Here is a 23,220-nt window from a genome sequence, read left to right as displayed (position 1 = left end):
TCCCCCGCGCGACGCCGGGGGCCCCATCCGCGGGGCGCTAGACCCCGCACCGCCTCGACTCCGCCCGGCCGGCCCCCCCGGCTCCGCGCGGGGAATCGGAGGAAGGGCGAATGAAATTGCCTTCGCCTGTGATCGAGATCATGCGACAAGGCCGCAGGGTCGTGTGACAAGAACAGCGGGCGACGAGTCGCCCCACTTCTATCTGGACAGCCAAGGGAAGGGACGATCACATGAACAGCCACAAACTCGCCAGTCTCATCGCCGCGTCGGCGACCGCGGTCGCGCTTTCGGGCGCCGCGCTCGCGGCCGACCCGGCGCCGCACGCCAAGCGCGTCGGTGCGAGCGACACCGTCAAATGCTATGGCGTCAACAGTTGCAAGGGCACCTCGGACTGCAAGACCGAGGCGAGCTCGTGCAGCGGCGACGCCGGGTGCAGCACCGCGGGCAATAGCTGCGCGGGCGCGAATAGCTGCAAGGGTAAGGGCTTCAAGAAGCTCGCCGCAGGCAAATGCCTGACCGACGGCGGCAAGATCGCGGTCTGACACGAAGGGACGGGTCCGGCCGTGCCGGACCCGAACCGCCGACGGAGAGCGAGCGTGCGCGCAGAGGATTGCCGGACAGTGCCGTCGCCGGGCTTCGGCCTCGGCCTGCGCCCCGATCATTATCCCGATTTTCTGGCGGGACCGCAGCCTGTCGAATGGCTGGAGATCATCTCCGAAAACTATATGGTGCCGGGCGGGCGCCCGATCGCCATGCTCGACCGCATCCGCGCCGACTATCCGATGGTGATGCACGGCGTGTCGCTGTCGATCGGTTCCGACGAACCGCTCGACCGGGCCTATCTCGCCGACCTCAAGGCGCTGGCGGAGCGGGTCGAACCCTTATGGATTTCGGACCATCTCTGCTGGACCGGGATCGACGCGCACAATAGCCACGACCTGCTGCCGCTCCCCTACGACGCCCCGGCGCTGCGATGCGTCGTCGACAATATCGGCCGGGTGCAGGATATTCTCGGCCGCCGCATCCTGATCGAGAACCCGTCGAGCTATGTCACCTTTCGCTCGTCGGACCGCAGCGAGTGGGATTTCCTTGCCGACATGGCCGAGCGCGCCGACTGCCTGCTGCTGCTCGACGTCAACAATATCTATGTCAGCGCGCGCAACCACGGTTTCGACCCGCTCGACTATCTCGCCGGCCTGCCCGCGCACCGCATCCAGCAGATCCACCTCGCGGGCCACAGCGACATGGGCGACTATGTCATCGACACCCACGACGCCGATGTCTGCGACGCGGTGTGGGAGCTTTATGCGCGGGCGATCGCCATGTTCGGGCCCGTCGCGACGATGATCGAGCGCGACGACAACATTCCACCGCTCGCCGACGTGATCGCCGAACTCGACCGCGCGCGGACGGTCGCTGCGCGGACGCTGGAGGGCGTCGATGCCTGAGCCGCTGCGCGAGGTTCAGCGGCGCTTTCTCGCCGGGATCGTCGAGGACGATGCGGGTGCCGCGGCGCTGATCGACGACGACGCGCGTGTCGGCGCGGCGAAGCGCCTCGCCATCTATCGCAACAATTACCGCGCCAGCCTGACCGGCGTGCTCGCCGACCATTACGAGCGGCTGCACGCGTGGCTGGGCGACGAGCAGTTCGACCATGTGGCGAGCGCTTATGTTGCCGCGCACCCGTCGATGACGCGCAACCTCCGCCATTATGGCGGGAGCTTCGCGGCCTTCCTTGCGGAGCATTTTCCCAATGACGGCGAACTCGCCGAGCTGGCGCGGCTCGACTGGGCGCTGCGCGCGGCGTTCGATGCGCCCGATGTCCCGGTGCTCGATGCCGTGCGTGTGACCGCGCTGGGCGAGACGTGGCTCGAACAGCCGCTGACGCTCCATCCGTCCGCGTGCCTGCTGTCGGCGCGCTTCAATGTCGCGGCGCTATGGCGCGCTCTCGATGCCGGGGAGGAACCGCCCGAACCGGTCGAGTTCACGGAACCCGTCGCATTGCTCGTCTGGCGAAACGGCCTGCAGCCGCATTTTCGCAGCCTATCCGAAATCGAGGCCGGAGCGCTTGCGCGCCTCGAAGCGGGCGCGACCTTCACCGGCCTCAGCGCGCACATCATCGAAGCGGTGGGGGAAGCCGCCGCGATGGAGGAACTTGCCGGCTGGCTCGGCCAATGGCTTGCCGACGGTGTGCTGGTGCAAAGCGGGACAGGGCCATAGCTGGATGGTTGAAGCGTGATTGGATTAACCCTTCGTCATTGCGAGCGAAGCGAAGCAATCCAGGGCGGGTTTACGCTACTCTGGATTGCCGCGCGGCTTCGCCGCTCGCAATGACGAAATGGGTCAATGCAAAGTCGGCTCCGGATGACTAGGCCTTCGCCGTCACCTGCCGCAGCACCGCGCGGTAATGCGGCGCGATCGTCATCGCCTCATGCTGACCCTGCCGGCCGAGCATCGCGTGGACCGCGGGCAGGCGATAGCAGGGGACACCCATGAACAGATGATGCTCGGCGTGATAATTCACCCAATAGGGCGCGACCGTCGCCCGCGCGATCCAGCCGGCATGAGTGGTGCGCGCATGGGTGAAGGGGTCGTCGCTGCCGGTCGTGGTGCACGCATGTTCGGCGATGTTGCGGATGCGCAGGAAAAGCTGAAAGGTCGTCGCGAGCCCGGCGATCCACAGCAGCCAGGGCGTCCAGCCATAGAGCAGCAGCGACGCCGCGAGCAGCACCGCCTGCACCAGCAGAAAGCGCCCGACTGCGCGGGTCACCGCCATCGCGCCCGCGACATCGGCCGCCGGTGCCGTCATGCCGTCATCCGACTGCTTGTTGAAGGGGGTGCCCGCCTTGGTGCTCGCACCCTTCTTGTCGTCCCGCTCGCCGCGCAGCATCGCCTGCAGGCCTTTGAAGCCATAGCCGAACTGCGCCATGCGCTGTTTGAAGAAGGTCTGCCCGGTCAGGTCGCGCAATATCTTGCGCCCCAGGCTGGCGCGCGTGGTCGGGAAGGGTTTCGACAGCGACAGGTCGGGGTCCTCGGGCTGCTGCGTATATTTGTGGTGCTGGAGGTGGTAGGTGCGATAGGCGATCAGGTCCGATCCGGCGGCCGACCCGGTCAGCCATTGACCCAGGAAATTATTCACTTTTCTGTTCGGGTGCAGCAGGCCGTGCGCGGCCTCGTGCATCAGGATCGCAAGGCCGAGCTGGCGCCCGCCGACGATGACGATCGCGAACAGCCAGGCGAGGGGGTGGCCGCTCCAGGCCGCCAGGCCGACCGCCGCGATGCTGACGATCCACGCATGAGCGACCAGCCAGACGCCGCGCCAGCGCGAAGGGGCGGTGATCGCGGCCCATTCGGTGCGATCGAAGAAGCGGGTGGGCGGCAGGAGGCGGACAGCGGACATGGTCCACCCTAACAAGTTGCGAACCGAAACCCAACCCCTTCCGTTTTGGCGTGGTGTAAATCTGACAGGCTCGATTATTAGCCCCGTCACCCCGGACTCGATCCGGGGTGACGGGGAAAGCAAAATCATGCCGTGCTTTTGAAACCCTATCGCCACCCATAATGGCACAGGAACGGAGGCAATCGGCGGCTGATGGTAAGGATTTGGTAACCCGCCAACGGACAGAGGGGAGACCGGACCAGACGAGCGGGGCGGGCGGATTTTTGCGAGGTCGATTCAACATCCTACGGCCGGCGGTCAGCGATTTTCCTGAGGGGGAATCGCTGCTCGCGACGCCGGAGTTCGTGACGCGGCTGACGCGCGTCGCGCAACTCTGGCACTATGTCCTCATCGCGCGCGCGCTGGCCTTTTTCACCTTTGCCTTCTTTCCCGGCACCACGGACTTTTTCGCGCGCCCGTCGCTGTGGCTGGTCATGGCGGCGGGCCTTGGCTGCGACCTCGTTCTGACGGTCCTCGGCCAGCTTTCGCGGGGGCGGCGCCCGCTTTCGGGTCGCTGGCTGCGCCGCGGGGCCGGCGCCTGCTTCGCGCTTATCTTTGCCGGAACGATGCTGCATTCGGCGACGATGTTCGCCGCGACCGCGGCGCACGACGGCCGCCTCTATTTCGATGCCTTTTCGGCCATCAAGCTCGGCTCGATCCTCGTCGCCGCCTCGGCCGCGGCGATCGTCCGTCCGGCCTTTTTCGCCTTTGCCGGGGCGATGGCGCTCGGCGGTGCGATCGGCATCGCGTCGTGGCCGTTCGGGGTCGCGGGGCTCGTCTTTCTCGGGCTCCTCATCGTCATGCTGCGCGAGGATGTCCGCCACCAGCGCCGCGCGACGCACGCCAGCCGGCGGGCGATCAGCGAGCAGCAGCGCGCGCTCGGCCTGATGCGCGATTTCGAGCGCGCCGGGCGTGGCTGGTTCTGGGAAACCGACCGCTACGGTCATCTCGTCTATATCTCGCCTCCGGTCGCGGCCAAACTGGGCATCCCGCCATCCGATCTTTTCGGCCGGCCGTTCACCGATCTGATCCGCAAGCGCGTCGGCAATGACGAGAGCGAGGAGCGGACGCTGGGGTTCAGCCTGTCGTCGCGGACGCCGTTCAACGAACTGACCGTCCAGGCGGCGGTATCGGGCGAGGAGCGCTGGTGGTCGATCTCGGGCCACCCGATCAGCAACGAGCTGGGCAATTTCCAGGGTTTTCGCGGCAGCGGCACCGACCTTACCGACAAGAAAAGGTCGGAGCGCGAGATCAACCAGCTCGCGCGCTACGACACGCTCACCGGCCTCGCCAACCGGCTCCACATCACCGACCTGCTCGAACGCGCGCTCCGCAACCATATGGGACAGGCGCAACCGTGCGCGCTGCTGCTGATGGACCTCGACCGTTTCAAGGCGGTCAACGATACGCTCGGCCATCCGGTCGGCGACCAGTTGCTGCAACAGGTCGCGGGGCGCCTGACCCAGATCGTCGGCGACAAGGGGCAGGTCGGGCGGCTCGGCGGCGACGAATTTCAGATCGTGCTGCCGCAGATCATCCAGCCCGAAAAGCTGGCGGGCATTGCCAATGCGATCATCCTCAGCCTCGCCAAGCCCTTCGCGATCGAGGGCGAGCAGGTGCGGATCGGCTCGTCGATCGGCATCGCGGTGTCGGAGGGGCAGGGGGTGAGCGCCCCGGCGCTCGTCCGCAACGCCGATCTCGCGCTCTATGCCGCCAAGGATGCGGGGCGCGGCGTCTATCGCTTCTACGCCGACGCGATGCACAATCAGGCGAGCGAGCGCAAGGCGATCGAGGATGCGTTGCGCGACGCGCTCGCCAGGGACGAGCTGACCCTGCTTTACCAGCCGATCGTCGACGTGAAGCGCGAGCATGTCACCGGCTTCGAGGCGCTGATTCGCTGGCGGCGCGAGGGCGGCGAGGTTATCAGCCCGTCGAAATTCATCCCCATCGCCGAGGAATCGAACCTGATCGTGCCAATCGGCGAGTGGATCATCCGCTCCGCCTGCGCGACGATCGCGCGGCTCGGCCCCGGCTACCGCGTCGCGGTCAACGTGTCGCCGCGCCAGTTCGCCAATGAAAAGCTGCCCGCGACGATCCTCAATGCCGTCGCGGCGGCGGGGATCGAGCCCGGCCAGCTCGAGCTCGAGATCACCGAAGGCGTTTTCCTCGACGAAAGCCCCGAAAATCTGGAGATGTTCCAGAAATTGAAGCGCACCGGCGTGCGCCTTGCACTCGACGATTTCGGTACCGGCTATTCGGCGCTCGGCTATCTGAAGAAGGCGCCGTTCGACAAGATCAAGATCGACCAGAGCTTCGTGCTCGGCGCCGCCGACAAGAGCAGCATGAACGCCGCGATCATCTCGTCGATCGTCGGCCTCGCGACCGCGCTCGACATGGAGACGACCGCCGAGGGGGTGGAGACGCACGACGACCTCGCGCTCGTCCGCGCGCTCGGCTGCAGCCATGTCCAGGGCTATATTTATGGGCGTCCGATGGAGATCGGCGAGGTGCTGGCGCTGCTGAGCGAAGGCGGCGGGCGCGTCGTCGCGCGCGGTTTCAAAAGCGCGCGCGAGCCGCGGGTGCGGACCTTCCGCCGGATTCAGGTCGAAAGCGGCGGCTATCGCTACGACGCCATCGTCCGCAACCTGTCGCCGCGCGGCGCGCTGGTCGAGGGGCTGTGGAACGTCCCCGAAGGCACGGCGCTCATGCTGGAGCTGACCCCCGACGTCCGGCTCGATGCCGAAGCACGCTGGTCGGCGGGCAATCGCGTCGGAGTGCGCTTTGCCGAAGCGATCGACATGACGGTCTTCGCCGGACCCCCGGCGCAGCCCAGGGCGTTCAAGCAGCGCGCCTATCGCGCGGCGTGACGCTTGCCCCTTCCTCTTTCGTCATTCCGCGAAAGCGGGAATCCAGCTTATTTTCTTCGCGCCTTTGCGTGAGAGTTCAAAAGACTCACGCAAAGGCGCAAAGGCGCGAAGAAGGAAGGCCATAAGGAAACTGAGTTCCCGCTTTCGCAGGAGTGACGGAAAAGGAATCTGACCCTATTCCGCGACCCGGCCGCGCGCCATTACCCAGTCGACCGTTTCGAGCGTGCGGACGTCGGTCAGCGGATCGCCGTCGACCGCGATCATGTCGGCCGATAGTCCCGGCGCGATGCGGCCGATCTCGTCCTCCATCGACAGCAGCCGCGCCGCGACGGTCGTGGCGCTCGCCAAGGCTTCGCGCGGAGTCAGCCCATATTTGACGAGCAGCGCGAATTCGCCCGCGTTGCGGCCATGCTCGAACACCCCGGCGTCGGTGCCGAAGGCGATCGGCACCCCCATCTCCTTCGCGCGCGCCATCGCCTTGCCGACGTCGTTCAGCGTCATGCGGACCTTTTCCTCGACCGTCGGCGTGTAGATGCCCTTGCCGAGCCGCTCTCTTATACCCTCGAACGCCATCAGCGTCGGGACCATATAGGTTCCCTTCGCCTTCATCACCTTGAGCGCGGCTTCGTCGGCGAAGGTGCCATGTTCGATGCTGTCGATTCCGGCGGCGGCAGCCGATTCGATGCCGCGCGCGCCATGGGCGTGCGCCATGACCTTCAGACCCAGCGAATGGGCGGTGGTGGCGATGCTCTCCATCTCGGCGTTCGAGAAATGCGCGCCGAGCCCGCGGCCCTGCTGCGACAGCACGCCGCCGGTCGCGGTGATCTTGATGACGTCGGCGCCCGCGCGTGAGGCCTTGCGGACCTTTTCGGCGCATTCGACCGCGCCGGTGCAGGTATAGCCCTGATCGAGCACGGCGTGGATATCCTCGCGAAAGCCCGTGGTGTCGCCGTGCCCGCCGATGATCGCCAGCGGCGGCCCGGCGGCGATGATGCGCGGCCCTTCGATATAGCCCTCGGCGGTGCCGCGGCGCAGCGAGAAGGCGGTATATTGCGCCGACCCCGCCTCGCGCACCGTGGTGAAGCCGGCGCGCAGCGTGACGCGCGCATTCTTGGCACCGACGACGACGCCCCATTCGTCGGGATCGACCGCTTCGCTGCGATAGTCGCCGCCGGGATCGCCGGTCAGATGGACGTGAAGGTCGATCAGGCCGGGAAGCAGCGTCTTGCCGCCCAGATCGACCACCTCCGCGCCTTCGGGCGCCGCGGTGCGGCCGGGCGTGACCGAGACGATGCGGCCGTCGGTGACGGTGACCGTCGACGGCCCCTCGGCGGGCTTGCTGGCGTCGGTGATGAGGTGGCCGGCATAGACGATCGTAGTTTTCGCGATGGCGCTGCTGCCCATCAGCGCGAGCATCGCCGCGGCGACGAATCCAAGTCTGCGCATGATATCTCCCCTGTTCTGCGGGCACCGTGGCGCGCGGAGCGGAGGAGGGCAAGCGCATAAAAAGAGGGAGCCGGAAACCGGCCCCCTCAGTTTCTCTTCCGGCAACCGAAAGGATATTACCAGAAGAAGTCGTAGATCACGTCGACCACGCGGCCGCTATAGACATCGACGAGCAGCGCATCGTCATAGTAGCGGATCCAGCGATAGTCGCCGTAGGCGGGGGGCAGACGATAATACCAGGGGTCGTTGATCCAGTAGCGCTGGCCATAGAAGAGCGATCCCAGCGAAAAGCCGATGCTGAACCTGGTGTAGCTGCGCCCACGATACGGGTTGTAATAGCGCGGCATCCGGTAATAGCCGCGGTTATGGTCGCGGTAGCTGCGCCAGTCGTAGCGGCGGTCGCTCCGCCACTGACGGTTCCAGTTCCTGTTGTCCCCGCGCCCGTCGCGATAGCGGCGATCGATCCGGTTGTTGTTATTGCGGTCCCAACGGCGGTCGAGCTGGCCGTTGCGGTTCCGGTCATAACGCCGATCGACCTGCCCGTTGCGATTGCGGTCGTAGCGGCGGTCAACCTGGCCATTGCGGTTCCGGTCCCATTGCCGATCGACGCGGCCGTCGCGGTTGCGATCATAGGCGCCGCCACGCTGGCCCTGCCATTGCCGCTGCGCCGGGCGTTGACCCTGCCGCTGCTGCGGTGCCGGCCGCTGGGCCGTGCCGCGCTGGCCCTGCCATTGGCGGCGGTTGTCGCTGCGCTGGCCGTCCCAGCCGTGGCGGTCGCCGCGCGGGGCGCGCTGACCCTGCGGCTGCCGGACCTGCTGGCGCACCTGCGGTTGCGATGGGCGCTGCGGCCGTTCGGCCCGCTGGCCGCCGTTCCAATTGCCGCCGCGCCGGCCTTCGGACCCGCGCTGGCCGTGATTGCCGCGTTCGCGCTGGGCGATCTGGATGCGCTCGCCGTTCGCCTGGGCGGCGGCGGGCGCAATGGGAGTCAGGATCGTCGCAGCGATCAGCAACCCTCCGAACATCTTCTTCATCTTGACGATACTCCAATGTCCCATCCGGCACCCGGCCGATCGGGAAGATGAATCGAAAGTTACGGGAGACAAGATGCATCATCGCTGAACCCGGTTGTTGCCTGCGGTTCAGCTAGATGAACGATTACCGCTCGTGCGGAACCTTGAGTGCCGGCACGGCGCGAGCCGCGTCGGCGGGGCGAATACCCGGCGGCGGCGCGGCGGCGATGCGTTCCTCGCCGCGCAGCACGCGGCCCGCGCGGCGGATCGCGCCGCGGATGCGGGGATAGGTGCCGCAGCGGCAGATGTTGGTCATCGCCGCGTCGATCTCGGCATCGCTGGGGTTGCTGTTCTTGCGCAGCAGCGCGGCGGCGGTCATGATCATGCCCGACTGGCAGAATCCGCATTGCGGCACCTGCTCGGCGACCCACGCCTGCTGCACCGGATGGCTGCGGTCGCGCGTCAGCCCCTCGATCGTCGTGACGAAGCGACCCTCGCATTCGGCGATGCTGACCATGCAGCTGCGAATCGCCTCGCCATCGATGTCGACGGTGCAGGCGCCGCATTCGCCGGTGCCGCAGCCATATTTGGTGCCGGTCAGGTTCGACGCATCGCGCAGCGCCCAGAGCAGGGGCGTTTCGGGGTCCATGCGATATTCGACCGGGCGGTCGTTGACCGAGAATTTCGTCATGCCGCCGGTCTTAGCCGAACGGCTGGATTAGTCACGCCAGCTCGTGTCGATCTTGTCGACCTTGCGCACCATCGCGTCGAACTCGGCCTTGCCGGCGCCGCCGGGAATCTGCGCCTGATAGAGGTCGCGCTGATGGACCTTCACGACGTCGTCGCCGATCAGGATCGGCTTGCCCATGCTCATCGTCGCGAGCTGAATCTCGCAGGCGCGCTGGAGCACCCAATATTTGATGAAGGCTTCGGGCAGCGTCCGGCCCATCACCACGGGGCCGTGGTTCCGCAGCATCAGGATGCGCTTGTCGCCGAGATGTTCGAGCAGCCGCTCGCCTTCCTCCTCGCGCACCGTGATGCCCTCGAAGTCATGATAGGCGAGCTGGCCCATATAGTTGCAGGCATAGAAATTGGTGGGCTGCAGCCCGCCTTCGAGCGCGCAGACCGCCATCGTCGCGGTCGTGTGGGTGTGGATGATCGCGTGCGCGTCGGGCAGGGTGCGATGAAACAGGCTGTGCTGGACGAAGCCCGCCTTGTTGACGTGCCAGGGATTGTCCGCATCGACCTTGTTGCCGTCGATGTCGATCTTGATCAGCGTCGATGCGGTGACTTCGCTGAAATGCATCCCATAAGGGTTGATGAGGTAGCTGCCGTCCTCGTCGGGGATCTTCACCGTGATATGGTTGAAGATCATCTCGTCCCAGCCCATCATCGCGAAGATGCGGTAGCAGGCGGCAAGCTCCTGCCGCGCCGTCCATTCGGCCTCGCTATATTTGCTGTTGCGCTTGAGCTGGGTCGCCATGGCCTGTCCCTTCGATGTCAGTTTCTTCCTGCTACCTATGCCACAGGCCTGGGGGAGGGCACAATCCCGCCCGATGGCCTTCCGCGGCATTGCTGCCGCATCTTGCCGCGCGGGGGCTTGCATTTTGGCGCGAATCCCTTTAGTTGGCGCTGCATCGGAACGTCGCGCTTTCGCGGCGCTCTTTTTATTGCCCGAATATCGGCGATTTACGGCAAACCGGAGCATCCGGTGGCCCGGATCGTTTTGACGAACAGGAGACGACACGGCGTATGCAGATCATCGTTCGCGACAACAATGTCGACCAGGCCCTTCGCGCGCTCAAGAAGAAGCTGCAGCGTGAGGGCGTGTATCGCGAAATGAAGCTGCGCCGTCACTACGAAAAGCCCAGCGAAAAGCGCGCGCGCGAACGCGCCGCGGCTGTCCGCCGCGCCCGCAAGATGGAGCGCAAGCGGATGGAGCGCGACGGTATCAAGTAAGACCGTCTCCCGTTCGGGATCCTGCTTCGAGAAAAGGGCGCCACGGCAACGCGGCGCCCTTTTTCGTGTGCGAGGAGGCGGAATGGCGGCCGATTGCGGACAGGAGATCCTCCCCGACACGGGGAGGGGGACCATGCGAAGCATGGTGGAGGGGCACCCTCGGTTTACGCTTCGATCCAGAAAAGGCGCGCCATGACGCACCTGCCCCTCCACCACCTTCGGTGGTCCCCCTCCCCGTGCCGGGGAGGATCGGCTCCCGAACCAGCAATGCATAGGCCGCCGGAATGCTTTCCGCGCCAGCATGGGCGGTGCGGCTTCGAGCGTCTCAGGCGCCCGGTGTTTCCCAAAGGATCAGCTTTGTCGCGTTCACATTTTCGCGCGCCTTCGCGGCATCGAGTCGCGTCAGCTTCACGCTGCCCTTGAGCGCGCCCATCTCGATCATCGCGTCGATCACGACCACGCCGCCGGCGCCGACATCCACCTCGATCTCGGCAGGCTTCGCAAGCTTCGCCTTGGCGGTCGAGACATGGAGATGGTGCGTGCCCGGCTCGACATCGGCCATCAGCATCTGGCCCGACTTGATCTGGCCCTTCGCGACGCCGTCGAGCGTCACGTCCATCCCTTGTAGCGCGGCGACGAAGCCGCGGCGGGTGATATAGAGGCGCGCCTTGCCCGCGGGTGCCTGCATCGCGCGCGCTTCGGCAAGCGCCGCGGTATCGGCCTTCTGGCCGCCCTTGTTGCTCGACAGCGCCCAGATGCAGAAGAGGACGATCCCGCCGATCAGCACCACGGCCACGATCAGCATGGTTTCGGGCGAGAGCAGGCTGGCGAGCGAGGGGCCCAGAAACGCGCCGAAAATCGCGGCCGCGAAAATGATCGTCAGCCACATGGCATTCTTGCTCATGTCGTCCTCCTCACCGGGCTGTTCATGGCCGCTCAGGCCGGGGCGAAATCTCCCGTCGTTTCGTCCATCACATAGAGCAGGCCTTCGTTGATCGCAAAAAAGGCGCCGCGCAGTTTCAGGCTGCCGCGCTTTTCCTTTTCCTGGATGCAGGGGAAGGTGCGTAGATTCGCCAGGCTGACGCCCACCGCCGCCAATTCCATCGCGCGGCCCGCTTCGCGGTTGTCATAATCGGGGTAGCGCGCGCGGATTTCAGCGCTCGCATCGTCGAGCATCTCGATCCAGTGGGCGATGAAGCCGCCGCGTCCGGGCTCGGCGCCCTCCATCGTCCGGTGCAGCGCCGCGTGGCAGCCGCCGCACATGCCGTGGCCCATGACGACGATTTCCTCGACCCTCAGGAACTGGACCGCGAATTCGAGCGCGGCGGATACGCCGTGGCGGCCGGGGTTGGTTTCGAACGGCGGCACCAGTGCGCCGACGTTGCGGACGACGAAAATCTCGCCCGGATTGGTGTCGAAGATCTGCGAGGGTTCGGATCGGCTGTCCGAACAGGCGATCACCATCACCTTGGGCGATTGCCCCTCGGCAAGCTGTTCCCAGCGGTCGCGCTGTTCCTGCCAGCCGCCGTTACGGAAACGCCGGTAGCCTTCGATCAATTCTGCAAAGCGAGTCATGGACGCCCCTTAGCATAGGTTGAGAGGTTGAGAAGAGGCGCGCGCGCGACTATGTGAACGCGATGAACGCTCCCGCACAGCCGCCCCAGCCCCTTCAGCGCCCGCGCAAGCCCGACTGGATTCGCGTCAAGGCGCCCACCAGTCCCGGTTATGCCGAGACCAAGCGGCTGATGCGCGACCTTGGCCTGCACACCGTTTGCGAGGAAGCGGCGTGCCCGAACATCGGCGAATGCTGGACGAAAAAACACGCGACGGTGATGATCCTCGGCGACACCTGCACCCGCGCCTGCGCCTTCTGCAACGTCAAGACGGGGATGCCGCGTCCGGTCGACCTTCTCGAGCCCGAACATACCGCGGCGGCGGCTGCGAAGATGGGGCTGACGCACATCGTCATCACCTCGGTCGACCGCGACGACCTGCCCGACGGCGGGGCGAGCCAGTTCGTGAAGGTCATTCAGGCGCTGCGCCGCGAAACGCCGCAGACGACGATCGAGATATTGACCCCCGATTTCCGCAACAAGCCCGAAAGCGCGGTCGCGGCGATCGTCGATGCGCGGCCCGACGTCTACAACCATAATCTGGAGACGGTGCCGCGGCTCTATCCGACGATCCGGCCCGGCGCGCGCTATTATGCGTCGCTCCGCCTGCTCGAAAGCGTCAAGCGCCGCGATCCGTCGATCTTCACCAAGTCGGGCATCATGCTCGGCCTGGGTGAGGAGCGGATGGAGGTGCATCAGGTGATGGACGACATGCGCAGCGCCGACATCGATTTCATGACGATGGGCCAATATCTCCAGCCGACGCCGCGCCATGCCAAGGTCGCCGAATTCGTGACCCCCAAGGCGTTCGACGCCTATGCGCAGATCGCGCGCGCCAAAGGCTTCCTGCAGGTCGCCTCGTCACCGCTGACCCGGTCGAGCTATCACGCCGGCGACGATTTCGAGCGGATGCGCGCCGCGCGCGAGGAGCAACTCGCCCGCGCCAGGGTGGGCTGATTGCCGCGGCACCACGAAACGCGCGAGCTTCCCTACAGCGACGAACAGATGTTCGCGCTCGTCACCGACATCGCGCGCTATCCCGAATTCCTGCCGTGGGTCGTCGCGCTCCGCGTCCGCAGCGACTGCGAGCATGAGTCGGTCGCCGACATGATCGTGGGCTTCAAGGGGCTGCGCGAAAGCTTCTCGTGCCGCGTCCACAAGGAACGGCCGCGCACGGTGACGGTCAGCTATATCGACGGCCCGATGAAGCATCTCAGCAACGAATGGCATTTCGCGCCGCTGGATGGCGGCGGCTGCCGGGTCGATTTCATGGTCGATTTCTCGTTCCGCAGCCGGGTGTTCGAGACGCTCGCCGGGCAGATGTTCGACAAGGCGCTCCGCAAGATGATCGCGGCGTTCGAGGCGCGGGCGGGAGAGCTTTACGCTCCCCTCCCTTCGTGAGCCGGCCCATGTTAGTCGTTTCGGTGGTCTGCGGATATGGCTTGGAAGCGGACGCTCTTCTCCCGGACGGCTGCCAGCAGCGAGGCGCCTCATTTGAGTCGCGCCGGCTTAGTCGGCATTCTCAAGCAATGGTGCTTCGAGGCGGGCGACAGCGCTGGCGGCCGCGGCGGCGGTTGCAGCCGTGACGCCGTTTATCCGCTCGGCGGACAGTGGCGGCACGAAGGCCGGGGCGAGAGCGACGGGCAGGTCGCTTTGCGCGATCGGGCGCTGGTGCGAGAAAGTGTCGAATCCGGCCTTGCCGTGATAGGCGCCCGAACCGCTCATCCCGACCCCGCCGAACGGCGCGGCATGGTTGATGTAGGCGAGGGCGAAGTCGTTGCGCGACACCGCGCCCGATGTCGTGTTCTGGACGAAGCGCCGGAAGGCGTCGGTATCGCCGCCATACCAGTAAGAGGAGAGCGGGTGTTCGCCCGCGGCGGCGTAGGCGATGGCCTCGTCGACGTCGGCATAGCTGTGCACGACAAGCACCGGGCCGAAGATTTCTTCGGCGTTGATCTCGGCCTCCATCGGCACGTCGAGGAGCAGCGTCGGGGGGAGCCGGCGGCCCTGCTTCGCATCGGACAGGCGGTCCTTTTCCGCCTCGGGCACGATCACGACTTCGGTGGCGCCCTTCGCCTTGGCATCGTCGATCAGGCCGGCGACGCGCGCATAATTCGCATCGTTGATGATCGACACCACGTCGGGATTGTCGACGAAGGTCGGGAAATGCGCGAGCACCGCGCCCTGATAGGCCGCGACGAACGCCTCCTTGCCCGCTTCCGGCACGAAGACATAATCGGGACACAGACACACCTGACCATTGTTGACGAGACGGGCCGCGGCGATCCGTGCGGCGGCTTCGGCGACATCGGCGTCGGGTGCGACGATCGCGGGGTTTTTGCCGCCGAGTTCGAGCGTCACCGGCACCAGATTGCGCCCCGCGGCGACCGCAATCAGCCGCCCGACCTTGGGTGAACCGGTGAAAAAGATATGGTCGAAGCGGAGGTCGGAGAAGGCGGTTGCGGTGGACAGACCCCCATTGACGACGACGACCTCCTCGGGCCGCATCCGCGACGCCACCGCGCGCGCGAACACCGCGCCGGTATGCGGCGCCATGTCGGAGAATTTGATCATCACGCGGTTGCCGGCGGCAAGCGCCTCGACCGTCGGCACGAAGACGAGCACGACCGGGAAGTTCCAAGGGCCGATGACCCCGACGACGCCCTTGGGCCGGTTCTGGATCACGGTCGGGATCGCGCCGCCCATCGCGGCGGGAACCTCGGTCGGCGCCATCCATGCTTCGAGATTCTCGCGCGCGAAGTTGATGGCTTCCATGCCGCCCAATATGTCGAGTTCCAGCGAGGTGGTTTGCGGCCGGCTGCCGAAATCGGCATCGAGCGCCGCCGCGAGCTCGGTTGCATGTTCGAGTACCGTGGCGACGAAGCGGTCGATGCGGTCGCGCCGCGTCGCGGCGTCGGGGACCGGGTCTTTTGCCTGTGCTGCCCGCTGGGCGCCCAGCAGGCGTTGCAGTTCTGCCGGTGCGACCTCGGCCGCGGTGTCGGTCATCATATCCTTTTTCTCCGTCATGCGGCTACGCCCTCGGCGGCGATCTTGCGCGCCCAGCCATAGTCGGCCTTGCCGTTCGGGCCGCGGAGCAGGGTTTCGATGCGGAGGATGGCTTTGGGCAGCTTGTATCTTGCGAGGCTTTTGCCAGCATGAGCGAGCAATTCTGTGTCGGTGGCATTTCGCCCCGCTGCCAGCTCGACGATCGCGACGACTTCCTGGCCCCACCTGTCGCTGGGCCGGCCGACGACGATGATATCCTTGATCGCCGGATGGTCGGCCAGCGCGGCTTCCACCTCTTCGGCGAAGATCTTCTCGCCGCCCGAATTGATCGTTACGGAATCGCGGCCGAGCAGTTCGATCGTGCCATCGGCCAGATGCCGGGCGCGGTCGCCGGGGAGCACCATTCGCCATCCCGAGACGGTCGGAAAGGTCCGCTCGGTCTTGTCGCGGTCGCCAAGATAGCCGAGAGGGATCAGGCTGTGCCGTGCAAGCCAGCCCGCGTCCGTATCGCCGGGATCGAGTAGGCGCGTGCGGCCTTCGTCGACGACGCAAGTGCCCGTCGCGGCCGTGAAGACGCCAGAGGTCACCGGCGTCTGGCTCGTGCTCATATTGGTGAGCTGCGAACCGCTCTCGGACGATCCGGCGACGTCGCCGACGATCACGTGTGGCAGCAGCTTCAGAATGCGGTTCTTGACCGACGCGCTGGTGACGGCGCCGCCGACGCCGACGAATTGCAACGAGCCGCCATCGAAGCCGCCAGATTCGAGGGCGTCGCACATCGGTGTCGCAAAGGCATTGCCAACCAGATTGATGAACTGCACGCCTTCGCCGTCGATGCGCTGCCAAACCGAAACGGGATCGAGCCGGTCGACCACGTCGGGAAAGACGATGGTGCCGCCGCTGAGAAAGCCGGACATGGCGAGCCATTGCGCCGCGGCGTGCATGAGCGGGGGGAGCGGCATGAAAACGCGGCGTTCGCCCGCGACGATCTTTGCAACGCCATCGGCGAGTGACGGCGCATCGAACAGTCCTTCGGGAAGAAAGGCGGGCATGGCGCTTTCGAGAATGTCGCCCTGGGTCCATAGCGTGCCCTTGGGCATGCCGGTCGTGCCGCCGGTGTAGACGACATAGAGATCGTCGGCATCGAGCGTCAGGTGCGGGGGCTTCGCGCTGGAAGCGGCGAGGGCGTCTTCATAGTCGAGCGCCCCTGGAAGCAGCGCGTTGCCCGATTCATCGGCGACCTGAAGCAGGAGCGTCGGCGGTTCGCGCAGCGAGCCGAGGACCGCGCCGAGGGTCGGCGCGAAGCGGGCGTGATAGACGATCGCGCGCGCCGACGCATCGTCGAGCAGATAGGCGAGCTCGGCCTCGACATAGCGGTAATTGACGTTGAACGACGCCGCGCGCGCCGTCGACGCGCCCAGCATCCCTTCGACATATTCATTGCCGTTGTGAAGATAGAGCGCGACATGATCCTGCCCTGACTCCCACGGCTGAAGATCGGCGCGGGGCCGGTAGATGGTGATGTCGCGCGACAGCAACAGGTTCGCAAGACGATTGACCCGTCCGGCGATGTCGCCGTAGCGCAGCCGCCGGTCGCGAAAGACGATGCACTCGCGATCGGGCATTTCTGCCGCGATCCCGGCGAAGAGTTCGGCGAAATTGTAACGCATCAGGCTTCTCCCGGTCGTTACACGCAACGCACGTCGACGAGTGCCTGGCGGCCTTCCTCACGCACGACGCGCAACGCCTCTTCCAGCGCGGGCTTGAGTTCGCTGCGCTTATGAACCGTGACGCCATAGCCGCCCGACGCGGTGCAATAGGCAGCGAATTCGGGCGAGGGCGACAGGTTCGAGAAGCGATCCTCGGCGTCGGCGCGGCCGTCGGGGTAAACGAGCTGCGTCGCGAGATCGACCGCCCACCAGTTGCAATTGTTGGCGAGGATGGTGAGCACCGGCAGGTCGTGCTTGGCGGCCGCATGATGGCACGCCGCCGGGTTGGCGAACATATAGGCGCCGTCCCCGAGCGTCGCGACGACGGTGCGGTCCGGCGCGGCATATTTGGCGCCGAGCGCGGCGGGCAGGCCCCAGCCGAGGCCGCCCGATGCGGGGAGGAAATAATAGGTGCCGGGCTGCGTGCGGTTCAGCAGGCAGGGGGTCGCGACATATTCGTTGAAGACGATATCGTCCTCGCCCAGCAACTCGCCGAGCACGGCCGAAATGGCGTTCTTGGTGATCGGCGCGTCGGAATCGGGGGCGGTTTCCTGCGTCCGTATGGCGGCGATGGCGTCGTGGTGGGCCTTGGCGGCCGCGTGAATGCGCTCCGCCCGGGCCGGATCGATGCTCCTGGCGCGTTCGCTTAGCGCGGCCGTCAACCGCGCAAGGAAGGCAGTCGGCGTTGCGGCGATATTGAGGTCCGAGCGGTGCGAGCGGATCGGGTAAGCCGAATAGAGCGGATCGACGCCGACCTGCGCGATGAAGCAGTCGGGCTGGGGCGACCCGTGCGCGTCGATCCACGGCACGTCCGATTCGAGGAAGACGATGACGTCGGCCTTTTTGAGCACGCCGAGGATATCGGGACCGAGGCGATTGGGGTGGTTCGACGCGATGTTCAGATAGCGGTGCCACGGGTCGGCGACGCCGACCGCGAACTGCTCGGCGAGGCGCGTCAGAAGGTAGACCGATTCGGGCTCGATGCCCGAAGCTGTCGCGACGATGACCGGGAAGTCGGCCGCCGCGATGCGGTCGGCGAGTTGGTCGACGGCATCGGGGTCGGGGTGGACCGCGGCGGGGACCGCGGTGCGAATGCGCTCGCCGGTGTTGCTGCCGTCCGCTTCGGCCAGCACCTCGCGCGGCAATGCGAGATAGACGGGGCCGCGCGGGTGCGCGGTGGCAACGCTCAGCGCGCGATCGACGACAGCATCGACTTGCCGGGCGTCGCGCAGCTCATAGTCCCATTTCACGAACTCGCGGACGAGGCTCGCCTGGTCGAACATCTCCTGCGACCAGTGGATCGGGAGGTCGCGTGCGCCGGTGGTGCCGCCTTCGAGGATCGGCGAGCGACCCGCGGTGATGAGCAGAGGCACCCGGTCGCGCGCGGCATTGGCGACGGCGCATGAGACGTTCGCGGTGCCGACATTGACGTGTAGCATGACCGCCTGCGGTTTGCCGGTCACCAGCGCCGCGCCATGCGCCATGCCGCCGGCCAGATTCTCATGCGCGCAGAGCACCGGCTTGGGCAGGGCCGGTCCGCCGTCCTTCGCGTTGGCGGCATAGGCTTCGACGATCGGCGCGAAATCGGTCCCCGCGTTGACGAAGATCGAATCGACGCCGTGGTCGGCGAGCGCGGACAAATAGCGGGTGGCGGCGGTCTGGGACATGCGATCCTCTCTCCATCGGAATTTTCTTGCCAAGGCTATAGATGGAACGATCTAATAATGCTAGTGCCGAAAGCGGCATCGTTGTCGGCAACGGCCCGCTCGTCGAATGTCGTCTGCCCGAATGATCGGGGAGATGGATTTTAAATCAGCGGGTTGGGTCGACGTCGATGCAGAGATTGCTCAATCATGGGAGATGAAATTATGTCTGTTGCTGGCAAATACGACACCACCGTCAAGAGCCCGATGGGGGATCAGAAGGGTGTCTTCACCGTCGTTCCGGCGGACGGCGGCGCCTTCAGCGGCACCGTTGTCGACGGTATGGGAACGATGGAGGTCGTCGATGGCAAGATCGACGGCAACACGCTGACCTGGAAGATGAGCACGAAGGTTCCGATGCCGCTCGATTTCGACTGCGAGGCGACGATCGACGGCGACAGCCTGTCCGGCAAGGTCAAGGCCGGCGCCTTCGGCGAAATGACCCTGAGCGGCACGCGTCAGGCGTGATCCGCGCGGCAGGACCGCCGGAGCGACTCCGGCGGTCTGCCCTTCCATGCCTTTGCAAAGGGGACCCGATGACCTCCAACCTCGCGCTCAATTATCTGACCGTTTCGCTCGACGCCGACGGCGTTGCGACGGTGCTGCTCAACCGGCCGCCAGCCAATGCCGTCGACCGCGACATGTATATCGAAATTGCGGCGCTGTTCGCCGATCCCGACCGGATGGGGGACGTAAAGGCGATCGTACTGGGGGCCGAGGGGCGCTTCTTCTGCGCCGGCAACGACCTCGACGAATTTGCGACGATGACGCCCGACAACGGCGCCGAGCGCATGTGGCGCGTACGCGAGGCTTTCTTCGCGATCCAGAATTGCCCCGTCCCGGTGATCGGCGCGGTGCACGGCGCGGCGCTTGGCACCGGGCTCGCGATCGCGGCCTCCTGCGATTTCGTGCTGGCGAGCCCCGACGCGAAATTCGGGCTTCCCGAGCTGACCGTCGGCGTCATGGGCGGCGCGGCGCATCTCGCGCGCCTCGCCGCGCAACCGATCGTCCGGCGCATGTATTTCACCGGCGAAGCGGTCGAAGCGCGGCAGCTCGCCGCCTGGGGCGCCGCGATCTTCCTGCACGAGGGTGCCGGTCTGATCGACGAGGCTAAGCGCCTCGCCCGGCGTGCCGCCTCCTTCAGTCCGACCGCGACGCGTCTCGCCAAGCAGATCCTCGACCGGATCGAGATCATGGACCTGCAGCCCGGCTATGCGTTCGAGCAGGGCTTTACCGTCAAGATGAGCGGTCACCCCGATTCCAAGGAGGCACTGAAGGCATTCGCCGAGAAGCGGCCTGCCGATTACGCGCCGCGCCATCCGCAATGGACCATCGAGGTCTGAAGACAGGATCGGAAAAGACCATGCTCGATATGTCCACGCGAACCGGCTTCACCGAAGACCATGACCTGTTCCGCGACGCCGTGCGCAAATTCTTCGCGCGCGAACTGATCCCCCACCTCGACAAGCATGAGGAAGAGGGCATCGTCGGCCGCGACCTCTGGCGCGCCGCGGGCGAGGCCGGATTGCTCTGCCCGACGGTGAAGCCCGAATATGGCGGGCTCGGCCTCGACTTCGGTTATAATGCCGTGGTTGGCGAAGAATTGGCCTATGCCGGATCGTCGGCGGGCTTCGGGCTGCAGAGCGACATCGTCGCCGACTATATCGAGCAATATGGCTCCGAAGAGCAAAAGCTCAAATATCTGCCCGCCATGGTGCGCGGCGAGATCATCACCGCGATCGCGATGACCGAGCCCGGCACCGGATCGGACCTGCAGGCGATCCGCACGACCGCGAAGACAGAGGGCGGCGACTATATCATTGACGGGTCGAAGACCTATATCACCAACGGCCAGAACGCCGACCTGACCCTCGTCGTCGCGAGAACCGATCCCGCCGCCGGCGCGAAGGGGATTTCGATCATCCTCGTCGATGCCGATACCCCCGGCTTCGCGCGCGGGCGGAACCTCGACAAGGTCGGCCAGCATTCGGCCGACACGTCGGAACTCTTCTTCAACGGCGTCCGCGTTCCGAAATCGAATTGCCTCGGGCAGGAGGGGATGGGCTTCGGCTATCTGATGAGCCAGCTTCCGCAGGAGCGGCTGTCGATCGCCTTCTGCACGCAGGCCTCGGCGCAGCGCGCGTTCGACGAAGCGGTGGCGTTCACGAAGGACCGCAAGGCATTCGGGAAGACCGTCTTCGATTTCCAGAACACGCGCTTCGCGCTTGCGGGGCTGAAGAGCGAATTGCAGGTCGGCTGGGCGCATGTCGACTGGGCGCTCGCACGCCATATCCGGGGCGAACTGACCACCGAGGAGGCGTCGGCCGCCAAGCTCTGGCACAGCGAGCTTCAGGGGCGGGTCTGCGACGCGGCGCTGCAGCTCCATGGCGGCGCGGGCTATATGAACGAATATCCGATCGCGCGGCTGTGGCGCGACGCGCGGGTGACGCGGATCTTCGGAGGCACGAGTGAAATCATGAAGGAAGTCGTCGGTCGGTCGCTCTGACGGCCGATTGCGGGAGGTGGAGTGATGCCCGAATTCGATCAAAGGAGCTTCCGCTCGGCGTTGGGGCGCTTCGCGACCGGCGTCACGATCATCACCGCGCGCGGTGCCGATGGCCGGCCGGTCGGCGTGACCGCGAACAGCTTCAATTCGGTGTCGCTCGATCCTCCGCTCGTCCTCTGGTCGCTCGCCCGGACGTCGAGCTCGCTGGAAGCCTATGAAAGCGCTGAGGCGTTCGCCATCCACATCCTAGGCATCGAGCAGGAACATCTCTCGAACCGCTTCGCGACCAAGGGCGCGGACAAGTTCGAGGGAATGGACGTCGACCATGCGGGCGTGCCGCTGCTCGACGGATGCGCCGCGCGCTTCCATTGCCGCAAGGTCCAGCGGCACGAGGTGGGCGACCATATATTGTTCATCGGCGAAGTCGTCGAATTCGAGGCCTGCGACGGCGCGCCCTTGCTCTATGTGCAGGGAAAATATGGCGAGGCGCGGCGGCGCGAGGCGGCCGAACTCAGCTATGATCTCGATGCGGCGCGGCTCGGCAAGGGGGCGATCCTCAACCTCTTCTCGCACGCCTATGTGCGGATTCTCGGGCGCGTGCGCGCCGAGTTCGAGGCGATCGGACTCCAGCAGGCGGCATCGATCATCCTCGGCGCGCTCGCCGAAGGCATGACCGCGCTTCCAGAGATCCGGCAATTCGCGATCGAGCGCGACTATGATTTCTCGCCGCAGGAGCAGCAGGCGCTGGTCGGCGAAGGCCTGATCGCGATCGAGGGCGGTCGGGTGGCGCTGCTGCCGAAGGGTCATGAAGCCTATGGCGCGTTGCTCGCGGCGCTCAAGACTGTCGAGGATCATCTCGTCGGTGAATGCACCCCCGGCGAGTTGTCCGAGGCGCGGCATTTCCTCGCCCGGATCGGCAATCTCGACAGCGATTTTTAGAAAACCCAACAATCAAACAAGAGAGGAGCAGGATTATGAATTGGCCGGCAGGAGAAGCCGCTCTCGTTACCGGGGCGGCATCGGGAATCGGACTGGGCATGGCGCGCGCGCTCGTCGCCGCGGGCGCGAAGGTCGCCCTGGCCGACATCGACGGTGAGCGCGTCGCGGCGGCCGTGCAGGAACTGACCGACGCCGGCGGCACCGTCGTCGGCGTGTCGCTCGACGTGACCGATCCCGACCAATGGGTCGCGGCCGCCGACAAGGCCGAGGCGGCGCTGGGGCCGATCTCGATCCTGTGCAACAATGCGGGTCTTAGCGGCGGCAAGGAGATCGACAGGACGACGCTCGACGTCTGGCGCTGGGTCTATCGCGTCAACGTCGAAGCCCAGTTCATCGGCGTGTCGGTATTCCTGCCGCGTTTCAAGGCACGCGGCGGCCGCTGCCACATCGTCAACACCGCTTCGATGGCGGGGATCGTGCCGATGCAGCGCGTCGGGGCCTATTCCTCGGCGAAGTTCGCGAGTTTCAGCTTCTCGATGATCCTGCGCGACGAACTCAAGGGCACCGGCATCGGCGTTTCGGTCCTGTGTCCCGGCACCGTGGCGACCCGCATCGCCGTAAATTCGGGGGAGCGCGAAGCCGAACTGCTCGGCCAGGATGCCGATTCGGCGGCGATCGAGGGCAATTTCGCGCTGACCTCACAGGGGGCGGACCCCGATCGTGTCGGCGATCAGGTAGTCGAGGCGATGCAGAAGGGGCAGTTCCTGATCATCACCCATCGCGATTGGGAACCGCTCGTCACCGCCGTCCACACCGAAATCCGGCAGGCGTTCGCCGAATGCGACGACCGTCACGGCCCCGACGTCAGCGCGCGCTATCTCGTGCAGGGTTTCAATCCGGTTGCGGAATGAGGATTGGCCGGGGCGCCGCATGGCGCCCCCGCCGCGGGTTGAGGGGGCGAGGCCCCCGTAGAGGGTCGCCCCCCCCCGGGGCACGGCCCCCCAGGCCGGCCGAATTTGCCAG

General features: G+C 66.0%; 22 protein-coding genes. 12 read left to right on the top strand and 10 right to left on the bottom strand.

Annotated features, from left to right (window positions below):
* The first annotated feature begins 230 nt into the window (after nt 1-230).
* The 3 genes from OJI97_RS18425 to OJI97_RS18415 are packed head-to-tail and all read left to right on the top strand — an operon-like array spanning nt 231 to nt 2,220.
* Complete coding sequence (locus tag OJI97_RS18425) at nt 231-542, top strand: hypothetical protein (protein WP_257543793.1); 312 nt, start codon at nt 231-233, stop codon at nt 540-542.
* A 54-nt stretch (nt 543-596) separates the two neighbouring features.
* Complete coding sequence (locus OJI97_RS18420) at nt 597-1,448, top strand: DUF692 domain-containing protein (protein ID WP_297665925.1); 852 nt, start codon at nt 597-599, stop codon at nt 1,446-1,448.
* Nucleotides 1,441-2,220 carry a DUF2063 domain-containing protein gene (locus OJI97_RS18415; RefSeq protein WP_297665923.1) on the top strand — a complete coding sequence of 260 codons (780 nt, stop codon included), beginning with the start codon at nt 1,441-1,443 and terminating at the stop codon, nt 2,218-2,220. The genes OJI97_RS18420 and OJI97_RS18415 overlap by 8 nt, the downstream gene beginning before the upstream one ends.
* A gap of 148 nt (nt 2,221-2,368) precedes the next feature.
* Here the strand turns inward: OJI97_RS18415 and OJI97_RS18410 are convergent, their stop codons facing one another.
* Nucleotides 2,369-3,400: a fatty acid desaturase family protein gene (locus OJI97_RS18410; RefSeq protein WP_297665921.1), complete on the bottom strand. Its 1,032-nt coding sequence runs from the start codon at nt 3,398-3,400 to the stop codon at nt 2,369-2,371.
* 344 nt (nt 3,401-3,744) lie between these two features.
* On the opposite strand from OJI97_RS18410, the gene OJI97_RS18405 reads away from it, so the two are divergent.
* Nucleotides 3,745-6,306, top strand: a complete 2,562-nt coding sequence (locus OJI97_RS18405) for an EAL domain-containing protein (protein ID WP_297665919.1) — start codon at nt 3,745-3,747, stop codon at nt 6,304-6,306.
* A 174-nt stretch (nt 6,307-6,480) separates the two neighbouring features.
* Here OJI97_RS18405 and OJI97_RS18400 read toward each other — a convergent pair whose 3' ends face one another.
* From OJI97_RS18400 to OJI97_RS18385, 4 genes are all read right to left on the bottom strand, one after another.
* Nucleotides 6,481-7,752, bottom strand: a complete 1,272-nt coding sequence (locus tag OJI97_RS18400; protein ID WP_297665917.1) for an amidohydrolase family protein — start codon at nt 7,750-7,752, stop codon at nt 6,481-6,483.
* Between the two features lie 116 nt (nt 7,753-7,868).
* Nucleotides 7,869-8,783, bottom strand: coding sequence for an RcnB family protein (locus OJI97_RS18395; protein WP_297665915.1), 915 nt, complete (start codon nt 8,781-8,783; stop codon nt 7,869-7,871).
* A 124-nt stretch (nt 8,784-8,907) separates the two neighbouring features.
* Nucleotides 8,908-9,453: a (2Fe-2S)-binding protein gene (locus tag OJI97_RS18390; protein ID WP_297665913.1), complete on the bottom strand. Its 546-nt coding sequence runs from the start codon at nt 9,451-9,453 to the stop codon at nt 8,908-8,910.
* 27 nt (nt 9,454-9,480) lie between these two features.
* A complete protein-coding gene (locus OJI97_RS18385) occupies nt 9,481-10,245 on the bottom strand; it encodes a class II aldolase/adducin family protein (protein ID WP_297665911.1) in 765 nt (254 codons plus the stop codon).
* 269 nt (nt 10,246-10,514) lie between these two features.
* Between OJI97_RS18385 and rpsU the strand changes: the two genes are divergently transcribed.
* Nucleotides 10,515-10,721, top strand: a complete 207-nt coding sequence (gene rpsU, locus OJI97_RS18380; protein ID WP_003047635.1) for a 30S ribosomal protein S21 — start codon at nt 10,515-10,517, stop codon at nt 10,719-10,721.
* A 325-nt stretch (nt 10,722-11,046) separates the two neighbouring features.
* Here rpsU and OJI97_RS18375 read toward each other — a convergent pair whose 3' ends face one another.
* Nucleotides 11,047-11,625, bottom strand: coding sequence for a DUF2846 domain-containing protein (locus tag OJI97_RS18375; protein WP_297665909.1), 579 nt, complete (start codon nt 11,623-11,625; stop codon nt 11,047-11,049).
* Between the two features lie 32 nt (nt 11,626-11,657).
* Complete coding sequence (locus OJI97_RS18370; RefSeq protein ID WP_297665907.1) at nt 11,658-12,296, bottom strand: carbonic anhydrase; 639 nt, start codon at nt 12,294-12,296, stop codon at nt 11,658-11,660.
* Between the two features lie 62 nt (nt 12,297-12,358).
* On the opposite strand from OJI97_RS18370, the gene lipA reads away from it, so the two are divergent.
* Together lipA and OJI97_RS18360 are read left to right on the top strand one after the other, a co-directional pair.
* Nucleotides 12,359-13,291 (top strand): lipoyl synthase, encoded by a 933-nt coding sequence (gene lipA, locus OJI97_RS18365; RefSeq protein WP_297665905.1) that lies wholly within the window; start codon nt 12,359-12,361, stop codon nt 13,289-13,291.
* Nucleotides 13,292-13,735: a type II toxin-antitoxin system RatA family toxin gene (locus OJI97_RS18360; RefSeq protein WP_297665903.1), complete on the top strand. Its 444-nt coding sequence runs from the start codon at nt 13,292-13,294 to the stop codon at nt 13,733-13,735.
* A gap of 108 nt (nt 13,736-13,843) precedes the next feature.
* Here OJI97_RS18360 and OJI97_RS18355 read toward each other — a convergent pair whose 3' ends face one another.
* The 3 genes from OJI97_RS18355 to OJI97_RS18345 are packed head-to-tail and all read right to left on the bottom strand — an operon-like array spanning nt 13,844 to nt 18,716.
* Nucleotides 13,844-15,361: an aldehyde dehydrogenase family protein gene (locus OJI97_RS18355; protein ID WP_297665901.1), complete on the bottom strand. Its 1,518-nt coding sequence runs from the start codon at nt 15,359-15,361 to the stop codon at nt 13,844-13,846.
* Complete coding sequence (locus OJI97_RS18350) at nt 15,358-17,010, bottom strand: AMP-binding protein (protein WP_297665899.1); 1,653 nt, start codon at nt 17,008-17,010, stop codon at nt 15,358-15,360. The genes OJI97_RS18355 and OJI97_RS18350 overlap by 4 nt, the downstream gene beginning before the upstream one ends.
* 17 nt (nt 17,011-17,027) lie before the next feature.
* Nucleotides 17,028-18,716, bottom strand: coding sequence for a thiamine pyrophosphate-requiring protein (locus OJI97_RS18345; RefSeq protein WP_297665897.1), 1,689 nt, complete (start codon nt 18,714-18,716; stop codon nt 17,028-17,030).
* A 201-nt stretch (nt 18,717-18,917) separates the two neighbouring features.
* On the opposite strand from OJI97_RS18345, the gene OJI97_RS18340 reads away from it, so the two are divergent.
* The 5 genes from OJI97_RS18340 to OJI97_RS18320 all read left to right on the top strand — a co-directional run bounded on the left by OJI97_RS18340 (nt 18,918) and on the right by OJI97_RS18320 (nt 23,108).
* On the top strand, nt 18,918-19,220 hold the full coding sequence (locus tag OJI97_RS18340) for a hypothetical protein (RefSeq protein ID WP_297665894.1): 303 nt from the start codon (nt 18,918-18,920) through the stop codon (nt 19,218-19,220).
* A gap of 68 nt (nt 19,221-19,288) precedes the next feature.
* Entirely contained in the window at nt 19,289-20,095 is an 807-nt protein-coding gene (locus OJI97_RS18335) for an enoyl-CoA hydratase-related protein (protein ID WP_297665893.1), read from the top strand.
* 20 nt (nt 20,096-20,115) lie between these two features.
* Entirely contained in the window at nt 20,116-21,258 is a 1,143-nt protein-coding gene (locus tag OJI97_RS18330; protein ID WP_297665891.1) for an acyl-CoA dehydrogenase family protein, read from the top strand.
* Between the two features lie 24 nt (nt 21,259-21,282).
* Nucleotides 21,283-22,197 (top strand): flavin reductase family protein, encoded by a 915-nt coding sequence (locus tag OJI97_RS18325; protein WP_297665890.1) that lies wholly within the window; start codon nt 21,283-21,285, stop codon nt 22,195-22,197.
* Nucleotides 22,198-22,232: 35 nt separating this feature from the next.
* Nucleotides 22,233-23,108, top strand: coding sequence for an SDR family oxidoreductase (locus OJI97_RS18320; RefSeq protein ID WP_297665888.1), 876 nt, complete (start codon nt 22,233-22,235; stop codon nt 23,106-23,108).
* The last annotated feature ends 112 nt before the right edge of the window (nt 23,109-23,220 follow it).

This window comes from Sphingopyxis sp., from assembly GCF_025869345.1.
Classification (GTDB): Bacteria; Pseudomonadota; Alphaproteobacteria; order Sphingomonadales; family Sphingomonadaceae; genus Sphingopyxis.
Note: the sequence above shows the minus strand (reverse complement) of the source record. Positions and strands in the feature narration are given on the sequence as shown.

What these genes read in the sequence shown, in the direction of transcription:
- OJI97_RS18425 (WP_257543793.1), top strand. Translation starts at nt 231, where the DNA reads ATGAACAGCCACAAACTCGCCAGTCTCATCGCCGCGTCGGCGACCGCG.
- OJI97_RS18415 (WP_297665923.1), top strand. Translation starts at nt 1,441, where the DNA reads ATGCCTGAGCCGCTGCGCGAGGTTCAGCGGCGCTTTCTCGCCGGGATC.
- OJI97_RS18410 (WP_297665921.1), bottom strand. Translation starts at nt 3,400, where the DNA reads ATGTCCGCTGTCCGCCTCCTGCCGCCCACCCGCTTCTTCGATCGCACC.
- OJI97_RS18400 (WP_297665917.1), bottom strand. Translation starts at nt 7,752, where the DNA reads ATGCGCAGACTTGGATTCGTCGCCGCGGCGATGCTCGCGCTGATGGGC.
- OJI97_RS18395 (WP_297665915.1), bottom strand. Translation starts at nt 8,783, where the DNA reads ATGAAGAAGATGTTCGGAGGGTTGCTGATCGCTGCGACGATCCTGACT.
- OJI97_RS18390 (WP_297665913.1), bottom strand. Translation starts at nt 9,453, where the DNA reads ATGACGAAATTCTCGGTCAACGACCGCCCGGTCGAATATCGCATGGAC.
- OJI97_RS18385 (WP_297665911.1), bottom strand. Translation starts at nt 10,245, where the DNA reads ATGGCGACCCAGCTCAAGCGCAACAGCAAATATAGCGAGGCCGAATGG.
- rpsU (WP_003047635.1), top strand. Translation starts at nt 10,515, where the DNA reads ATGCAGATCATCGTTCGCGACAACAATGTCGACCAGGCCCTTCGCGCG.
- OJI97_RS18375 (WP_297665909.1), bottom strand. Translation starts at nt 11,625, where the DNA reads ATGAGCAAGAATGCCATGTGGCTGACGATCATTTTCGCGGCCGCGATT.
- OJI97_RS18370 (WP_297665907.1), bottom strand. Translation starts at nt 12,296, where the DNA reads ATGACTCGCTTTGCAGAATTGATCGAAGGCTACCGGCGTTTCCGTAAC.
- lipA (WP_297665905.1), top strand. Translation starts at nt 12,359, where the DNA reads ATGAACGCTCCCGCACAGCCGCCCCAGCCCCTTCAGCGCCCGCGCAAG.
- OJI97_RS18355 (WP_297665901.1), bottom strand. Translation starts at nt 15,361, where the DNA reads ATGACGGAGAAAAAGGATATGATGACCGACACCGCGGCCGAGGTCGCA.
- OJI97_RS18350 (WP_297665899.1), bottom strand. Translation starts at nt 17,010, where the DNA reads ATGCGTTACAATTTCGCCGAACTCTTCGCCGGGATCGCGGCAGAAATG.
- OJI97_RS18345 (WP_297665897.1), bottom strand. Translation starts at nt 18,716, where the DNA reads ATGTCCCAGACCGCCGCCACCCGCTATTTGTCCGCGCTCGCCGACCAC.
- OJI97_RS18340 (WP_297665894.1), top strand. Translation starts at nt 18,918, where the DNA reads ATGTCTGTTGCTGGCAAATACGACACCACCGTCAAGAGCCCGATGGGG.
- OJI97_RS18335 (WP_297665893.1), top strand. Translation starts at nt 19,289, where the DNA reads ATGACCTCCAACCTCGCGCTCAATTATCTGACCGTTTCGCTCGACGCC.
- OJI97_RS18330 (WP_297665891.1), top strand. Translation starts at nt 20,116, where the DNA reads ATGCTCGATATGTCCACGCGAACCGGCTTCACCGAAGACCATGACCTG.
- OJI97_RS18325 (WP_297665890.1), top strand. Translation starts at nt 21,283, where the DNA reads ATGCCCGAATTCGATCAAAGGAGCTTCCGCTCGGCGTTGGGGCGCTTC.
- OJI97_RS18320 (WP_297665888.1), top strand. Translation starts at nt 22,233, where the DNA reads ATGAATTGGCCGGCAGGAGAAGCCGCTCTCGTTACCGGGGCGGCATCG.